The organism is Muriicola sp., assembly GCF_049669965.1.
Classification (GTDB): Bacteria; Bacteroidota; Bacteroidia; order Flavobacteriales; family Flavobacteriaceae; genus Muriicola.
Map to the genome: position 1 here is coordinate 1 of NZ_JBATLB010000209.1, position 13721 is coordinate 13721.

Annotated in this window: 15 protein-coding genes; 10 read left to right on the forward strand and 5 right to left on the reverse strand. The window is 41.7% G+C overall.

Annotation, left to right across the window (positions count from 1 at the left end):
- The 5 genes from WBM49_RS10630 to WBM49_RS10650 form a co-directional block, all read right to left on the reverse strand.
- On the reverse strand, nucleotides 1-1309 hold a 1309-nt coding region (locus tag WBM49_RS10630), incomplete at its 3' end, for an alanine:cation symporter family protein (protein WP_424372027.1).
- Between the two features lie 93 nt (nucleotides 1310-1402).
- Nucleotides 1403-2413 (reverse strand): potassium channel family protein, encoded by a 1011-nt coding sequence (locus tag WBM49_RS10635; protein WP_424372028.1) that lies wholly within the window; start codon nucleotides 2411-2413, stop codon nucleotides 1403-1405.
- A gap of 2 nt (nucleotides 2414-2415) precedes the next feature.
- Nucleotides 2416-2643: a PspC domain-containing protein gene (locus tag WBM49_RS10640; RefSeq protein ID WP_424372029.1), complete on the reverse strand. Its 228-nt coding sequence runs from the start codon at nucleotides 2641-2643 to the stop codon at nucleotides 2416-2418.
- A gap of 12 nt (nucleotides 2644-2655) precedes the next feature.
- Nucleotides 2656-3936, reverse strand: a complete 1281-nt coding sequence (locus WBM49_RS10645; RefSeq protein WP_424372030.1) for a DUF2851 family protein — start codon at nucleotides 3934-3936, stop codon at nucleotides 2656-2658.
- A 61-nt stretch (nucleotides 3937-3997) separates the two neighbouring features.
- Nucleotides 3998-4306 carry a rhodanese-like domain-containing protein gene (locus tag WBM49_RS10650; protein ID WP_424372031.1) on the reverse strand — a complete coding sequence of 103 codons (309 nt, stop codon included), beginning with the start codon at nucleotides 4304-4306 and terminating at the stop codon, nucleotides 3998-4000.
- Between the two features lie 223 nt (nucleotides 4307-4529).
- On the opposite strand from WBM49_RS10650, the gene WBM49_RS10655 reads away from it, so the two are divergent.
- From WBM49_RS10655 to trpB, 10 genes are all read left to right on the forward strand, one after another.
- Nucleotides 4530-4934 (forward strand): MarR family winged helix-turn-helix transcriptional regulator, encoded by a 405-nt coding sequence (locus WBM49_RS10655; RefSeq protein ID WP_424372032.1) that lies wholly within the window; start codon nucleotides 4530-4532, stop codon nucleotides 4932-4934.
- Nucleotides 4935-4941: 7 nt separating this feature from the next.
- Nucleotides 4942-5574: an NAD(P)H-dependent oxidoreductase gene (locus tag WBM49_RS10660; protein WP_424372033.1), complete on the forward strand. Its 633-nt coding sequence runs from the start codon at nucleotides 4942-4944 to the stop codon at nucleotides 5572-5574.
- A gap of 44 nt (nucleotides 5575-5618) precedes the next feature.
- Nucleotides 5619-6203 carry a YceI family protein gene (locus tag WBM49_RS10665; protein WP_424372034.1) on the forward strand — a complete coding sequence of 195 codons (585 nt, stop codon included), beginning with the start codon at nucleotides 5619-5621 and terminating at the stop codon, nucleotides 6201-6203.
- Nucleotides 6204-6320: 117 nt separating this feature from the next.
- Nucleotides 6321-7862 (forward strand): aryl-sulfate sulfotransferase, encoded by a 1542-nt coding sequence (locus tag WBM49_RS10670; protein WP_424372035.1) that lies wholly within the window; start codon nucleotides 6321-6323, stop codon nucleotides 7860-7862.
- Between the two features lie 256 nt (nucleotides 7863-8118).
- Nucleotides 8119-9516 carry an anthranilate synthase component I family protein gene (locus tag WBM49_RS10675; protein WP_424372036.1) on the forward strand — a complete coding sequence of 466 codons (1398 nt, stop codon included), beginning with the start codon at nucleotides 8119-8121 and terminating at the stop codon, nucleotides 9514-9516.
- Between the two features lie 2 nt (nucleotides 9517-9518).
- Entirely contained in the window at nucleotides 9519-10088 is a 570-nt protein-coding gene (locus WBM49_RS10680) for an anthranilate synthase component II (protein ID WP_424372037.1), read from the forward strand.
- Entirely contained in the window at nucleotides 10085-11077 is a 993-nt protein-coding gene (trpD, locus tag WBM49_RS10685; RefSeq protein WP_424372038.1) for an anthranilate phosphoribosyltransferase, read from the forward strand. Before WBM49_RS10680 ends, trpD begins: the two co-directional genes overlap by 4 nt.
- The gene (gene trpC, locus WBM49_RS10690; protein ID WP_424372039.1) at nucleotides 11077-11862 is read left to right on the forward strand and encodes an indole-3-glycerol phosphate synthase TrpC; all 786 of its coding nucleotides are present in this window, start codon (nucleotides 11077-11079) and stop codon (nucleotides 11860-11862) included. Before trpD ends, trpC begins: the two co-directional genes overlap by 1 nt.
- Nucleotides 11859-12524, forward strand: a complete 666-nt coding sequence (locus WBM49_RS10695; RefSeq protein WP_424372040.1) for a phosphoribosylanthranilate isomerase — start codon at nucleotides 11859-11861, stop codon at nucleotides 12522-12524. The genes trpC and WBM49_RS10695 overlap by 4 nt, the downstream gene beginning before the upstream one ends.
- A 10-nt stretch (nucleotides 12525-12534) precedes the next feature.
- Complete coding sequence (gene trpB / locus WBM49_RS10700; protein ID WP_424372041.1) at nucleotides 12535-13719, forward strand: tryptophan synthase subunit beta; 1185 nt, start codon at nucleotides 12535-12537, stop codon at nucleotides 13717-13719.
- The last annotated feature ends 2 nt before the right edge of the window (nucleotides 13720-13721 follow it).

Below are 13721 nucleotides of genomic sequence, written 5' to 3' on the forward strand. Positions count from 1 at the left end.
TACCCCCAATGATGACCACTCCAACCAGGATGGCGGTAATGATTCCAAACCAGAATCCGTTGCCCTCTAACATGGTAAACTGACCTGCCAATTGCTCAAAGGACTGATTGGCCTGAAACATATTTCCCCCTCCGAAAGATGCTCCTACAGCTAGCACGGCAAATACTCCGGCCAGTACTTTTCCAAAGCCCTTTAGATTTCTTTTTTCAAGACCATATCTCAGATAATTCATAGGTCCTCCAAAAACACGGCCATCTGGCAAGATATCCCTGTACTTTACGCCCAGGGTACATTCTACAAATTTGGAAGACATCCCTAGTAATCCACAAACGATCATCCAGAAAGTGGCTCCTGCGCCTCCTAAAGAAACGGCTACCGCTACCCCTGCAATATTCCCTAGTCCTACGGTCCCAGACACGGCGGTTGCCAAGGCCTGAAAATGAGTTACCTGTCCGGGTGCCTCAGGATCATCATATTTCCCTTTGGCAAGATCTATAGAATGGCGAAATCCGCGAATATTTATAAAACCCATTCTAAGAGTGAAAAATGTAGCTCCAAGAACCAGCCAAATAACGATGAAAGGAATAGGCTTGGTAATAGGATCACCATTGGGGTGTCTTATAATTTCGGGGCTATCGTACTGAATTTCAGCTAAATAATGGGCGCCTTGCTCTATAACGTGCTCCTTATTATCAGAATTATAGATCACGGAACCTTCTGCTACCAGGTATTTTAGTTTCCCGGCTGCAGTGGCCATAACGGTATCAACCGATCCATCTTTGCTGCTTACCAGTGCTATGCTTTCTCCTTTAGCTACTTCTGTTCCTTCTATTAGCAACCATTTTTTTAGTACAAACTTATCCTCTACGGTTGCGGACCATCCCGGAGTGGCCACCAGCTTCATATCTGCATAAACTACCGGATCATATATGCCAGTTGCTTCAAAAGGATCCCAGAAAAGAATACTTCCCAGCGCGCTTACGGCAGGCGTCATGGTGCCATTAAAAACTTCGGTGATCGATTGGGTTTCTATTTTGTACTCCTGAGTCACAGATTGCCCTGCGGCATCTGTAACTGTTACGGTATACGGAATGCCTTCCACCAATCCACTCGATGTTGGAGAACTTAACGGGGTTTGTTGATTGCTCCATTTATAGGAATAAGGCGGGGTTCCACCTTCAACTTCTAGTTGTATTACACCGTCATTTATATTATCTGAAGGATTTACTGTTTTGCCTTTTACTTCAAGACCCTGTGAGCATACTGAAATACTGAAAAGTAATGAGATGCAGTAAATAAATGTCTTCATATTTTGTTTTGGATTAAAATTAAGGATGGACGGATATCATGGCGGGCAATATCCTAAAAAATATCAACGCAATCAAATATTCTTTCCCAAATATCAAGCTCTGATATGGAACATTTCATTCAGTTTGCGGATTTGTTCCGGTCTTCCCAATACAATTACCTTACTATTGGGTTGGAGTGGCAAATCGGCCTCTGGATTGATAATATAGTTCCCGTTGGGTTCTATATAACCTATAATGGTGCAACCGGTTTTCCTTCGTAAATCGAGATCTCGCAAGGAATTGCATTCTACCTGATCTGAAAAGTCTTCGATGGCCACTTCCTCAAGGTTGGTTGTGTGCTCCCCTTCCATCGATAATTTGTCCATAAAGGTAATAAGGTCCGGGATCACCACCAGAGATGCCATATGATCTCCCCCAATCTTATCGGGCATGATCACTTTATTGGCCCCTCCCAATAAGAGCTTCTTTTGAGAAGTAACCTTGGAAGCCCTTGATATGATAAAAAGTGACTTATTTAATTGCCTGGCAGATAAAACCACAAATAAATTCTCTGCATCATCTGGCAATGCCGCAATCAAATAGCTGGCCCGCTCAACACCTGCCTCTATTAAGACATTGTCATCATTGGCGTCTCCTTCCATGAACAGGACCGAGTCTTCATATTTCTCTATGATCTCTTTTTCTCTTTCAACAACAATGAACGGCTGTTTATACGCCTTGAGCCTTTCGGCCGCCTGCATCCCGTTGCGACCATATCCACATACAATTACATGATTGGATAAGTTTTGGATCTGGTTTTTCACTTTTTTCTTTTTTAAGAGTTGTAAGGAATTTCTGCTTAGTATGTATTCTGTGATTACTGAAATGGCGAAGGAAAAAATTATGACACTACTAACGATTAGTAAGGCCGTGAATATTTTGGCATGTGCGTCAAGCGGGCGGACTTCTGCGAATCCTACGGTAGACACTGTAATGATCGTCATATAAAAAGCGTCTAACCAATTGTAATTAGAAATAAAGCGAAAACCAAATACGCCAACTGTCAAAACAGCTACCATAAGGGCTATGGCAAGATAGATTTTAGAACGAAAAAGTCTAATCATAGTTAGAGGTCAAAAACAGATGTTCGTTTTGTGTAAACAAGATCTTTGATCTTAAGCCAAAAGGCCAAAAATAAATACAGTGCAAATCCAAAACCAAGGGTAACAAAGGTGAGATAGATAAAGGTGGTGCGAACAACCCTTGCTCTGATTCCCAATCGTTCTGCAATTCGGCGGGACACCTCAAAACCTCGCTTTTGAAAAAAATACAAAAGTTGATAAAAGACATTCATGCACTAAAATTACTATTTTTCGTACAATAAATGCCTTCCCAGGGTGCAATGTAAGCACTTATTTTTTGTGCAATACTGATGGTACAATTCCAAGAGGGCCTGAGTTTGATAAGCATTGGATGCTTGTACTCCGTTTGTTTGAAAGAGACGTATAATTTTATTCCTTTCAGCACTCAGCTCCTGAGCAACGGAAGTTAAGAAATTTAAATCTGAACTGCCCTTATTCTGATGGTACGCTTCCCTAATGGGAAGTACTGCATTTAAAATGAGAAGGTCCGTAAATTGCCTGCTAATTTTCTTGGGGTTACAGGCTGTTGTTTTGCCAAAGACATAATGGGTGTCCCAATAGGCACTGGCATTCGTTTGAAGTAAGGTTCTGAGCGACTTAAGAGAAGTAGCTTTGACAACAGCCATAAACAAGGCAGGATTATGGTGGTAAAGATTTGCGATCTGAGACAGTCTTAGGGTAGGAAAATTATAGGGCCTCAGCGAAAAGAATTCTGGTTGAAAGACAGACTCATCCCTTAATTTATATTTAGTCTGCAGGTACTTGTAGGCCGATTTTAATTGAAGGTAGTAAGGATCAGATATTTTATCCGTAACTAATAAGCCTGTCATACCAAAGAACATACTTTCCAACAAAAAAGCATTGTGTGCGTTCTTTCTGATAATACTGTAATTAAGTGCCTTTCCAAGGCTTAGGAAAGTGGCACCGTTTATATTCAGGCCAAAACTTTTGAGAAGGGCCATAAAAAAAACCTGTTCCCAATCCTGACCGCTTTCCAGTAGCCATTCCTGAATAAGCCTGACTTTATGGGCTATTCGGCGCTGAAACAACTTATCTATCCATGGACTAAGGATGGTAGCATCTATCTTCCCGATATCTGCTTCACAGATCAAGCTGTGTTCTTTTTTATTGAAAAACAGATGCCAAAATTTTGTCATCTCCTCTTCCCGGATATACTCATTTAGCACCAGCGTGGGGATGTTTGAGCCATCTTTGCGAGTCACTGGGGTATCTGCCACCCATACCACATGAAGAATAACATTCTCATAAGCGGCATCCCTCTGATGCTGATGTACATACCAGTCAGAGGCTTTAACATGAAGTTCAATATGGCCCACCCATTGCTGATTGTCTATACGAATATGGGCATTGAGAAAATCCGGACCCGATAAAGTGTTAGGCCTTCCGGTATCTAGCACGCTGATGGGTAGGCCCAACGTTGTGCGTAACTCCTTTACTGGAAATTTTTGTCCCTGCCAAATAAAATGTAGAATGGCCTCTCTCATTCTCACAAAATAAAAATTCCCGCTGCAAGCGGGAATCAGGCGTATATTTTTTTAACAGCGGCTAGGAAAGTTTTCCCTCCCATTCCAGAATGCCCCCTTTGAGATTATAGGCATTGGCAAAACCCAAGCTGTTCATGATGGCACAGGCTTGTCCACTTCTGTTACCAGAGCGGCAATAAACGTAGTAATTCTTGGTCTTATCCAATTCCTGTATCGCATCTACGAATGCCTGACCTGTATATATGTCGAGATGTATTGCCTCGCCAATTATCCCTTCCTCCACTTCCTCCGGGGTACGAACGTCCAGTACAATGCCCTTAGGGTCTTCCTTTAGCTGTAATGCCCATTCTTCCTGTGATAGATCTGCCATAGTTTCTCGCTTTAAGGTGCAAAAATAAAAATACTTCCCAATAATCTACTATGCCATGACCCCCTTTTTGACCCGAGGGGAGTATAAGACAGGTATAATTATTTAACACCTTTTTAGCATAAGGCGATGAATAAACTTATTTTTTATTGCATACATTTGTATATACAATTGTTGTAGTTACATGAATGTAGAGGAAATAATAAAAACAAAAAAAACCATTCCGTTGAAAAGCAGAACACTTATTCATTTAATGTTAGTTAACAATAAAGTGAATGAGACTATTAGTACTGCCTTAAAACCATACGGGGTGTCCTTACAGCAATTTAATGTACTGAGAATATTAAGGGGTCAGGGAAATACTCCGGCTAACCTGACTACCCTGAATGAGCGCATGGTTAGTAAAATGAGCAACACCACAAGATTGGTAGATAAATTGTTGATCAAAGGTTTTGTGGACCGATCCGTGTGTGAAGAAAACCGAAGAAAGATAGAGATTACGATCACTGAGAAGGGCCTGAAAGTCTTAAGTGACATGGATATTGTGATGCAAAAAACAGAATCTGACCTGGTGGAAGAACTCACAGAACAGGATTTACAAACATTGAATTCTTTATTAGATAAATTTTAAAAACCTTATGAACGATTATATTAAAAGTCTCGAATGGCGCTACGCCACCAAAAAGTTTGACAGTACACAGAATATCTCACAAAATGACCTGGAGCTGTTATTAGAAGCAACGCGTTTAAGTGCATCCTCTTTTGGTCTGCAACCTTATCACGTTTTTGTTATCACCGATGCTGAGATCAGAAAATCCTTAAAAGAAGTTTCCTGGGGACAATCTCAAATCACAGATGCATCACACTTAATAGTTTTTGCGAATAAGAAGAATTTTGGACCAGAACTCATAGACAATTACCTAAGTGACGTGAGTGAAGTAAGAGAAGTTCCTCTGGATGGGCTGAAAGGCTATGGCGACTTTATGAAGTCGAAGTTAGTGGATCTGCCTGCCGATGTTAAAGAAAACTGGACCGCCAAGCAAACCTATATCGCCTTAGGAAATTTATTGTCTGCCGCCGGAGCCATGGAAGTCGATGCCTGTCCTATGGAGGGATTTGAAGTTGAAGATTACGATTCTATACTCGGTCTGGATGCTAAAGGACTAACAACTGCCGTAGTAGTGGCATTGGGATACAGATCAAAGGATGATGAAACCCAACATTACAAAAAAGTAAGAAAAACAAAGGAAAGTTTATTTACACATATATAAATCCATCAGTTAAACAATTATTATTAAAAAGTAACAAGATTATTATGAAAAGAAATGTATTGAGTTTGGCCATTGCCATCGTTTTTGGAGCAATAGCTTCTGCAAGTCCTGCTTTAGCAACAGAGCCTGTAACAAAAGAAGTTAAAATAACAGAAAGCTCTGTCATGTGGAAAGCCTATAAGGTTACCGGGTCTCATTCCGGAGTTGTACAACTAACAGAAGGCACCCTAACTTTTGAGGAGGACATGCTTATTGGCGGAAATTTCGCAGTTGATATGACCAGCCTTATTGCCACAGATCTGGAGGGCGGTTCCAAAGCAAAACTAGAAGGACACCTAAAGTCTGATGATTTCTTCGGAGTGGAAAATCATCCATCTTCTACCCTGATATTTACAGAGGTAAAGTCGACCGGCAAAAACTCCTACGAGGTAACGGGAAACCTAACTATCAAAGGCATCACTAAGCCCGTAACTTTTGATCTATCAATCTACGGCAGCAAAGCAACCGCCGCTGTAAAAGTAGACAGAGCCAATTACAATGTGCGTTACGGATCTGGAAGTTTCTTTGACAACCTGGGAGACAAAACCATCTATGATGAATTTGACCTGGTTGTAGATCTTGTTTTCTAAGAAGTAAACCCCTAAATACGATCCCGGATATATAATATATCCGGGATTTTTTTTATTCTGAGCTCTTTGATGGCAAAGAAGTTTGGGTAATCCATTATTTTTGAAAAAATATTCAACATGGCTTTTCAAAAATCCCTTCGCCCATTGTCGTTCTATATTATCCTTTGTCTCTTCCTCACCGGTTGTAATTCGGGGTTTGACTATTCCATAGAAACTACGCTTAACCCCCATAAAATTGCTCCTTTGACGGCTAGTTTACATATAGAAGCAGAAAAACCTGTGAAGGCCACTGTAAACGTACTGGGTAGCATTCCCCTTGAACAGGAATTTGATGCCAGATCCACTAATTTAGAGGTCCCGGTAGTTGGGCTTTACCCCAATGCCATTAATAAGGTAGTAGTTACATTGGAATATGAGGGCGGCATGGTAAAAGATACCCTGGAAATTATTACCGCAACACTCCCTTCCCATTTCCCAAACATAGTGATCGATACTATAGATCGGAACAACATGGATAAGGGAATGCATGCCTGCGACATCCACTTTGCAAATAAGGGATCCTTTAATTCCGGTCCGTTTATTTTTGACGATGAAGGAAAAGTACGCTGGTACCTGGATCTGAGTTTTGCTGCAGAAATGGTAAGTCCGTTTCAACGTCTTAGAGATGGAACCCTCCTCATGGTTACCCGTAATACCATCTATGAATTTGATATGCTGGGAAAACCTTTAAAAAAGACAGATATAAATCCAAATTACGGGATGCACCACGATGTGGTAGAAATCCCCGACGGCAAGCTGCTTATTTGCGTGGGGAAAAAGAATAATTTTATTACCCTGAACGAACAATTTGAAGTGTCGGACAGTGACTTTATCATTTTATTTGATCGAAAAAAATCCAAGATCATCAGGGAGTGGGATGTGGCCAAAGTTTTGGACGTGAGTAGGGACGACCTCAACTTTTACAGGCCTGGGGACTGGCTTCATATGAATGGGTTGGCATTTGACGAAAGAGATAATTCTATTGTTGTCTCAGGAAAAAATCAGGGCCTGTTTAAAATCTCCTGGAATAACAAATTACAGTGGATCCTGGCTTCCAACAAGAGCTGGGGTAAAGCCGGCAGGGATGGCAGCGGATCTGAAACAGCCCCGTTTGTTTTAACCGCTATTGATTCTCTTGGCAGGCCTTATCCAAAATTGGTACAGGAAGGCGTAGAAAGTAGCGATTCATTCGATTATTCTTGGGGGCCACACGCTCCTGTTTATATGCCTGATGGCAATCTGCTGGCTTTTGACAATGGCACCTACCGAAATTTTGAGAATAAAAATCAATATTCCCGTGCCGTAGAATACCTTATAGACGAAGACGAGAAAACGGTGAGTCAGGTTTGGCAGTACGGAAAAGAACGAGGACAGGAATTCTTTTCAACCATTGTGAGTGATGTTGATTTCCTGCCTGCTGCAAATAATGTTTTGGTCACCTCCGGATACATCAAAAAAGGTTCAAACTTGTTAGGAAAAATTGTGGAAGTAGATTACGAGTCGGGTAAGGTTGTCTTTGAGGCCAGCTTGTATTTTAAAAGTAAAAATGGAAATAAAACGAGTTCCTGGGGGCAAACAGATATCCTGTACCGTTCCGAGCGCATGGAACTAAAGTATTAGCATGTCCTCAATTTTTTATTGACCCCCACAATCGTTTAAGATTCGGGTAATTTGATTTGTAAATATAAAATTCCTTCCTATCTTTGGAGCAATGAAAAGAAATTCAGTAAATACTTGGTGGTGGTATCACTTACGTCCTATGTCGTGAGCGAAGCACATTGAAGTACTACTGTACGAAAAGGCTTGTCTATCACGACAAGCCTTTTTGTTTTTATCCCCTGAAAATTAAACATGCAAGATTAAAAGTGAAGATCCAATGCGTTATAAACTAAAGACACATTTTAAGAAGATCCTGGCAGATACCATTACTCCTGTGAGTGTCTATCTCAAGATACGAGATAAATTTCCCAATAGTATCTTATTGGAGAGTAGTGATTACCGGGCCAATGATAATACCTTTTCCTATATCTGCTGTAACCCCATTGCCTCTATTACCATCGAAAATGAAAGGATCCTAGAGCAATTTCCCGATGGCAAAAAAAAGGAACTATCTATAGACAATACCACGGATGTAGCTAGGGAAATACACAACTTTGCAGGAAAATTTGAAGCAATTCAAAAAGATTTCAAATTTATAAACAATGGGCTATTCGGATATATCGCCTATGATGCGGTGAGGTATTTTGAAGATATCGAAATCAACAAAAAAGAAAATTCAGTTCCGATACCCGATGTTTATTACGCGGTCTATCAAAACATAATTGCGATAAACCATTTTAAGAATGAGGCCTATATCTTTGCGCATTGCTATGATCAGGAAAGCAATATTGAATACATAGAACAGCTGCTAAACTCTCGTAATTTTTCCTCCTATAATTTCGAAAAACAAGGAACACCTTCCACCAACTTAGAGGATAAAGAATTTAAGGAACATGTAAAACTTGCAAAAGAACACTGCCATAGAGGAGATGTTTTTCAATTGGTACTGTCCCGAAGATTTTCACAGGCTTTTAAAGGCGATGACTTTAATGTGTACAGAGCCTTGAGATCTGTAAATCCATCCCCGTATCTATTCTATTTTGATTACGGTGATTTTAAGATCTTCGGAAGTTCCCCGGAAGCACAGATTATTGTGAAAGATGGAAAAGCAGAGATCCATCCCATTGCAGGAACCTTTAAAAGGACCGGCAATGATGAAGAAGATGCCATACTTGCAAAAAAGCTTACCGAAGATGCCAAAGAAAACAGCGAACATGTAATGCTGGTAGATCTGGCAAGGAACGACCTCAGCCGGAACGGAAACATGGTAAAAGTGGAAAATTATCGCGAAGTACAATACTTCTCTCATGTGATCCATCTGGTATCCAAGGTTACCGGGCAAAAGAAAAAAGAGATCCCTACCCTTAAAGTGGTAGCAGATACTTTTCCTGCCGGCACATTAAGCGGTGCCCCAAAGCACCGGGCCATGCAACTCATTGAGGCCTATGAGCCCACCAACAGAGGATATTACGGCGGTGCTATTGGCTTTATGGATTTTCAGGGAAATTTTAACCATGCCATAATGATCCGAACCTTCCTCAGTAAGGATCATACCCTGTATTACCAGGCCGGCGCCGGACTTGTTGCCAACTCAAACGCTGAGAATGAACTGCAGGAAACATATAATAAACTAGGAGCCTTGACAAAAGCCCTTGAAATAGCAGAAGAACTTTAGCAATGATGGAAGTACTGGTGATTGATAATTACGATAGTTTTACTTACAATCTGGTGCATTATCTGGAGGCCCTGGATTGCAAAGTGGTTGTTAAGAGGAACGATAAATTAAGCCTGGAAGAGGTAGATGCCTTTGAGAAGATAGTTCTTTCACCTGGTCCGGGTATCCCAGAGGAGGCAGGATTGTTAAAAGCGATCATTGCAGCCTATGCCCCAACTAAAAGCATCTTTGGGGTTTGTTTAGGACAACAGGCCATAGGAGAAGTCTTTGGGGGCCGATTAATTAACCTGGATGAGGTTTTTCACGGGGTAGCCACTACTATAGAGATCGTAAAGGACGATCCAATTTTTAAAGGTCTTCCCAATACTTTAGAAGTTGGCAGATACCATTCCTGGGTAGTAGATCCGGATCTCCCTGAAGTGTTAATCGCTACTTCTTTTGATGCCAAAGGACAATTAATGTCTCTAAGACACAAGGAATACGATGTGAGTGCAGTACAATTTCATCCAGAATCTGTACTGACGCCACATGGGAAGAAAATATTAGAGAACTGGATACATTCTACACCATGAAAGAAATACTAAACCGACTCATCAATCAGGAGATACTGAACAAGGAAGATGCCAAGTATATATTGATCAATATGGCCAAGGGGGCTTATAATCCCGGGCAGACCGCTGCATTCCTTACCGTATATATGATGCGGAGTGTTACTATTGAAGAATTGGAGGGGTTCCGTGATGCCTTATTGGATCTTTGCCTGGCAGTAGATCTCGAAGAATTTGATCCCATAGACCTATGCGGCACCGGTGGTGACGGGAAGGATACTTTTAATATCTCCACCCTGGCATCGTTTGTAACCGCAGGAGCAGGAATTCATGTAACCAAACATGGAAATTACGGAGTTTCTTCCACCTGTGGCAGCAGCAATGTGATGGAATTTTTAGGAATAAAATTCAGCAATGATGCAGATTTTCTAAGAAAATGTATCGAGACTTCCGGGATCTGTGTATTGCATGCACCACTGTTTCATCCGGCCATGAAGAATGTGGCCCCGATACGTCGGGAATTGGCCGTAAAAACATTTTTCAACATGTTGGGGCCTATGGTAAATCCGGCCTTTCCAAAAAATCAGATCGTGGGGGTTTTTAATCTGGAGCTGGCCAGAATGTATGGCTACCTCTATCAGAATACAGATAAAAAGTATACCATTCTACATGCGCTTGATGGCTATGATGAAATTTCGTTGACCGGCCGCACAAAAACCATTTCGAACGCTACTGAGACCATGTTGGTCCCGGAAGACTTTGGGGTAAAAGCTATAAGGGCAGAAGATATTACAGGAGGTAATACTATTGAAGCATCTGCACAGATCTTTATGGATATACTGCAAGGTAAAGGTACAGAGGCCCAAAACAATGTGGTCTGTGCTAATGCGGGAATCGCCATTGCCACGGCAAAAGAACTTTTACCAAGAGAAGGCTTCGAAATTGCAATGGAATCTCTTAAAAGTCAAAAGGGTCTCAAAGCCTTTCGAACCTTACAAGAACTTAGCAGATAATGGATATACTAGATAAAATAGTACTACAGAAAAAAAAGGAAGTGGCCCTTAAAAAGTCACTGCTCCCAACTTCTCAGCTTGAAGCTTCTGTGCTCTTCAACCGTGAAACTACATCCCTTTCGAATGCCCTGAAGAACAGTAATTCTGGGATCATTGCAGAATTTAAACGCAGATCTCCCTCTAAATCTGTGATCAATTCTACAAGTACGGTGCAGGAAGTAGCCCAGGGATACGCGGCCGCAGGAGTTTGTGGCATGTCTGTACTAACAGATGGCCATTTTTTTGGAGGTAGCCTGGAAGACCTGCTTTTGGCCAGGGCAACTGTAAACATGCCCTTGTTACGAAAGGAATTTATTATTGATGAATTTCAGCTGATTGAAGCCAAGGCATATGGTGCCGATGTTGTCTTACTCATAGCATCTGTTCTTAGCAGAGAAGAAATCAAAAAATTCTTGGACTTGGCAAACCAACTGCAATTAGAAGTATTGTTGGAGGTACATAATGAACAAGAATTAGAACATGCCCTAATGCCCGGACTCAGTATGATTGGTGTAAATAATCGCAACCTTAAGAACTTTGAAGTTTCCCTGGACACCAGCAGGCATCTTGCTTCCATGATTCCGGATGAATTTGTAAAAATTTCCGAGAGTGGTCTTAGCAATAGCGAGGCTGTTCTTAGTTTGCGCAAGGAAGGTTATCAGGGTTTCCTGATAGGGGAGTCATTTATGGCTTCAGCAGATCCTGGATTGAGTGCAACTGCTTTTATTAAAAAATTAGGCGCATGAAGGTAAAGGTCTGCGGAATGCGAGCATTGGAAAATATAGAGAAGGTGGCAGCTTTGAAACCAGACTACATGGGTTTTATATTCTGGGAACCTTCCAAACGTTATTTCCAGGGTAGTATACCCGCCTTACCTCTAGAAATTCTACGGGTAGGGGTATTTGTGGATGCTTCGGTAGGGGATATACTAGAGAAAGCGATACAAATGCCGCTAGATCTCATTCAGCTTCACGGCACAGAATCTGTTCATTACTGCGCACAGCTTCGTGAGAAACTCGCCTTGCAACCTACAGAGCTTCAAAAGTCTACCCCGAATTGCAAAATAATAAAAGCCTTCAGCGTGGGATCTAGTTTTAACTTTGATAGCTTGCACGCCTATGAACCGTATTGCGATTACTTTTTATTTGATACCAAGGGGCCTATGCCGGGTGGTAATGGATCTCGGTTTAACTGGGAACTTTTAAGCGCCTACAATTCGGACATTCCTTTCTTTTTAAGTGGGGGCATAGGTCTTGAGGATGTTCCTCAACTCACAGATTTCCTTTCTTCTCCCATGGCACAGAAATGCCATGCGATTGATGTGAACAGCAAATTTGAAATACGTCCCGGATTGAAGAATACGGAGGATTTACAAAACTTTTTGAAAAAAATTAGACTAGAAAATTAATACCATTGTTATGAATACATATCAAGCAAACGAAAAAGGATATTACGGTGAATTTGGAGGGGCTTTTATCCCTGAAATGCTTTTTCCAAATACAGAAGAACTTCGTCTTAACTATGTCAAGATCATGGAGGATCCTTCCTTCCAGGCAGAATTTCAGCATCTGTTAAAAGATTATGTTGGAAGACCAACGCCATTATACTTTGCCAATAGGCTTTCAGAAAAATTCCAGACTAAGATCTACCTGAAAAGAGAGGACCTATGTCATACGGGGGCTCATAAAGTAAACAATACCATTGGGCAGATCCTCATGGCAAAGAAACTGGGGAAGAATAGGATCATCGCAGAGACCGGTGCAGGTCAGCACGGAGTAGCAACAGCTACTGTTTGTGCCTTGATGGGCATAGAATGTATTGTGTACATGGGGGAAAAAGACATTACAAGACAAGCTCCTAATGTTGCCCGTATGAAGATGTTGGGCGCAGAGGTTAGACCTGCCCTTTCGGGTAGCCGCACACTGAAAGATGCCACCAACGAAGCTATCCGAGATTGGATCAATAATCCTGTGAATACGCATTATATTATTGGTTCGGTGGTGGGGCCTCACCCCTACCCCGATATGGTGGCGAGGTTTCAGTCTGTCATCTCCGAAGAAATTAAAAGTCAGCTGTTAGAAAAAGAAGGAAGGGAAAACCCGGACTATGTGGTAGCATGTGTTGGAGGCGGGAGTAATGCTGCCGGAGCCTACTACCATTTTCTGGATAACGAGGAGGTAGGGATTATTGCGGTAGAAGCTGCCGGAAAAGGGATCCATACCGGGGAGAGTGCAGCTACCTCAGCCCTGGGAAAAGTAGGCATCATCCATGGAAGTAAAACCTTACTTATGCAGACAACAGACGGGCAGATCACTGAACCGTATTCTATATCTGCCGGACTAGACTACCCCGGGGTGGGGCCAATGCATGCCAATTTATACCGCAGCGGGCGGGGTGAATTTATTTCTATTACAGACGATGAGGCCATGAGGGCGGGATTGATGGTTTCCAAGTTGGAAGGAATCATTCCGGCCATAGAAACATCTCACGCCTTTGCAATTTTCGATCATAGAAAATTCGATCGGGATGAAGTGATAGTCATCAATTTATCAGGAAGGGGCGACAAAGACCTACAAACCTATATTGACTATTTTAAATTGTAAAA

What these genes read in the sequence shown, in the direction of transcription:
- WBM49_RS10635 (WP_424372028.1), bottom strand. Translation starts at nt 2,413, where the DNA reads ATGATTAGACTTTTTCGTTCTAAAATCTATCTTGCCATAGCCCTTATG.
- WBM49_RS10640 (WP_424372029.1), bottom strand. Translation starts at nt 2,643, where the DNA reads ATGAATGTCTTTTATCAACTTTTGTATTTTTTTCAAAAGCGAGGTTTT.
- WBM49_RS10645 (WP_424372030.1), bottom strand. Translation starts at nt 3,936, where the DNA reads ATGAGAGAGGCCATTCTACATTTTATTTGGCAGGGACAAAAATTTCCA.
- WBM49_RS10650 (WP_424372031.1), bottom strand. Translation starts at nt 4,306, where the DNA reads ATGGCAGATCTATCACAGGAAGAATGGGCATTACAGCTAAAGGAAGAC.
- WBM49_RS10660 (WP_424372033.1), top strand. Translation starts at nt 4,942, where the DNA reads ATGAACGATTATATTAAAAGTCTCGAATGGCGCTACGCCACCAAAAAG.
- WBM49_RS10665 (WP_424372034.1), top strand. Translation starts at nt 5,619, where the DNA reads ATGAAAAGAAATGTATTGAGTTTGGCCATTGCCATCGTTTTTGGAGCA.
- WBM49_RS10670 (WP_424372035.1), top strand. Translation starts at nt 6,321, where the DNA reads ATGGCTTTTCAAAAATCCCTTCGCCCATTGTCGTTCTATATTATCCTT.
- WBM49_RS10675 (WP_424372036.1), top strand. Translation starts at nt 8,119, where the DNA reads ATGCGTTATAAACTAAAGACACATTTTAAGAAGATCCTGGCAGATACC.
- WBM49_RS10680 (WP_424372037.1), top strand. Translation starts at nt 9,519, where the DNA reads ATGATGGAAGTACTGGTGATTGATAATTACGATAGTTTTACTTACAAT.
- trpD (WP_424372038.1), top strand. Translation starts at nt 10,085, where the DNA reads ATGAAAGAAATACTAAACCGACTCATCAATCAGGAGATACTGAACAAG.
- trpC (WP_424372039.1), top strand. Translation starts at nt 11,077, where the DNA reads ATGGATATACTAGATAAAATAGTACTACAGAAAAAAAAGGAAGTGGCC.
- WBM49_RS10695 (WP_424372040.1), top strand. Translation starts at nt 11,859, where the DNA reads ATGAAGGTAAAGGTCTGCGGAATGCGAGCATTGGAAAATATAGAGAAG.
- trpB (WP_424372041.1), top strand. Translation starts at nt 12,535, where the DNA reads ATGAATACATATCAAGCAAACGAAAAAGGATATTACGGTGAATTTGGA.